The 2,499-nt window shown below is 67.4% G+C and carries 2 protein-coding genes and 1 pseudogene; all 3 read left to right on the plus strand.

Annotation, left to right across the window (positions count from 1 at the left end; all coding sequences use genetic code 11):
• The coding region (locus tag AB0J09_RS62185; protein WP_360713557.1) for a tyrosine-type recombinase/integrase at positions 1-692 on the plus strand (692 nt) is incomplete at its 5' end.
• Positions 693-1,549: 857 nt separating this feature from the next.
• Positions 1,550-1,867, plus strand: coding sequence for a hypothetical protein (locus tag AB0J09_RS62190; RefSeq protein WP_360713558.1), 318 nt, complete (start codon positions 1,550-1,552; stop codon positions 1,865-1,867).
• Between the two features lie 218 nt (positions 1,868-2,085).
• Positions 2,086-2,499, plus strand: a pseudogene (locus AB0J09_RS62195) (hypothetical protein); the annotation flags it as partial.

Consider the following 2,499-nt stretch of genomic DNA (forward strand, 5'->3'; position numbering starts at 1 on the left):
CCGCCACCGAATCCGCCCGCCTCGCCCTGCGCGCCTACAAGCGCCAGCGCGCCGAAGCCGGCGGCCGCGGCCAGCGCGAGGCCCCGCCCATCACCATCGACGCGCTGCGCGCCATGGTGAGCGCCTGCGACCTGGCCGCGCCGATCGGGCGGCGCGACCGGCTGCTGCTCGTGCTCGGCCTGGCCCTGATGGGACGCCGCAGCGAACTCGTCGCCCTCACCCGCGAGGACGTGCGCGAGGTCGCCGACGGCCTGGAGGTGACCATCCGTACCTCCAAGACCGATAAGGATTCTCGCGGTCAGACCATCGCCATTCCCCGCGGCAGCCACCCGCTCACCGACCCCGTCGCCGCCTGGCGCGACTGGCTCCACATCCTCGACCAGGCCGGACACACCACCGGCAAACTGCTGCGCCGCATCAACCGGCACGGCGGTATCGGCCCTTCGCTCGGTGCCGACGCGGTCAACGTCATCGTCCGCGACCTGGCCGTCCGCGCCGGTGTGCCCTCCGCGGAGACCGTCACCGCGCACAGCCTGCGCGCCGGGGGCGCCACCGTCGCCTACGCCGCTGGCGTCCCGGTCGCGGTCATCGCCAAGCACGGCCGCTGGGCCCCCGCCTCACCCGTCGTGCTGCGCTACATCCGCGCTGTTGACCGCTGGCGCGACAACGCCATGCGCAACGTCGGACTTTAACGTACACAAAGGCCTATCGAACAAGCAGGAAAGGCCCGTACCGAGGCGATTGGGAAACGCGCTCACCGCGGAGGTGGTGACAACGCAAAGGCCCCGCCCATGGGCGAGGCCCGCACCTACCCACCGAAGCAAGTAGGGAATTGAAACGAACGCTACCAGCGAGTCGGTAAAGGCCTGCCCAGCCACGGGGCGCGACATGATGATTGCCGCCCGAAGGGTGTGAGGCGGCCGCGGCCACGAAGACTCCGCGTGCGTCGAGGACCACGTACCCGGGCGGGCCGGAGCATGATCGTACGCCCGGATCGGCGTAGCGAGACCGGCACGTGCCATGTAAGCGGTGCCCCGGGATGCATGCACGCAGAGGCGCTCCCGGGGCTCATGCCTCCACGCTAACAGCACGTGCTCGCCAAGCACGGCGAGCCCGCGTCCCGGCCGCCATCCCGGGGATACCGAACGCGCAGAACAATGGCAGTGGGGGAACGCCGATCTATGACACCGGCGGCGCAGATCTGTGACAGCACAGCTTGTCCACTCGCCCCTTGGCTAGAGACCGTGAGGCGATCGCGAGACCGCCGCACCCCCCGTTCCGCACCGACACCCTAGCCGCAAGTCACCATGGGCATGACGCAACAGAACGGCAGACCACAGGCCCGACGGTCAACGTCAGCAAGGTACACATGGACGCCCACTGCACTTCGCCCGCCCCGAGACCACCATGGGATACGACCTGCGGCCCCGAACGCGAGTGAGCGGACCTGGAACACCTGCGCACCCTACTGTGCAACCCCTGCACCCCGAGCGCTCCGCAAGCGAAGATCCATCCTGAACCTGGAGCAGTAGATTCCACTGCAGCCGCGATGACCAACCGCTGCAATCACGTGACCAAAATGCTGGTCAGGGCGTCATTGGTCATCTTCCTTTCAACGGAATCGGTCACGTCTATTGCACGGGCCGGCAGCCGAGGAGAGGGGCAGAAGGGTCATCAGGCGACGGTTCAGGCCCTCTCCACGCCGCGCCGGGCGAAATTCAGCCTGCCGACGCTTCGCCACCGCAGTTTTGGGGTCAACATCACGGCCTGCCCAGGCTGGCGTGAGATCGCAGACGCGAAGATCATGAAAGGCAGAAACAAGCACTGTGGGCCGTTTTGTTCCGATATGGGCGGTGCAATCAGGTGACCAATGCGCTGAAACCCTGTGACGAACTCCCATGAAATATAAGTGGCGGGTCCCATCGAGCGGCACAGGCGGGGGCCATCAGCCGCAGCGTGCCTTCGCCCGGGAGCAACTTGCGGGAATGTTGCCTTCTCGCAAGTTACAGGCAGAGCCTCGCGACGCAACAGATCCTTATTTCTGATTTCTATTTTCTGGAAAATCAAAAATGGTAGGATGGCGTCGTGACTGCAGAGACCAGCGTGGTGACGCCTTGTAAGCACTGCGGAGCGCCGATCGAGCAGCGGCGGGGGAGAGGGCGGCCCAAGGCGTACTGTCCCGAGAAGGACTGTCAGGCGGCGGCCAAGCGAGAGCGGGAGTTGCGGAGGGCCACGCCGGGGCTGGAAGGAGCGCTGGCCAGGGCCGAGCAGCTGTACGACCGGATGGAGACCGGGCTGGCCTCGGCCATCGAACCGCTGGCGCGGGCGCTGGCCGAGGAGCTGAGCCCGGCGGGGGTCGAGGCGAAGCTGAGCGCGGTGCAGGCCGAAGCGCACACGCGGGTCGCGATTGCGCGCACCGAGCGAGAGCAGGCATTCGAGCAGGTACGGCTGGCGCGCGAGGCCGCCGAGCACGCCCGCAGGCAGACGGCCGAGATGCGG

This window comes from Nonomuraea sp. NPDC049784, from assembly GCF_040659615.1.
In the GTDB taxonomy this organism is placed as follows: Bacteria; Actinomycetota; Actinomycetes; order Streptosporangiales; family Streptosporangiaceae; genus Nonomuraea.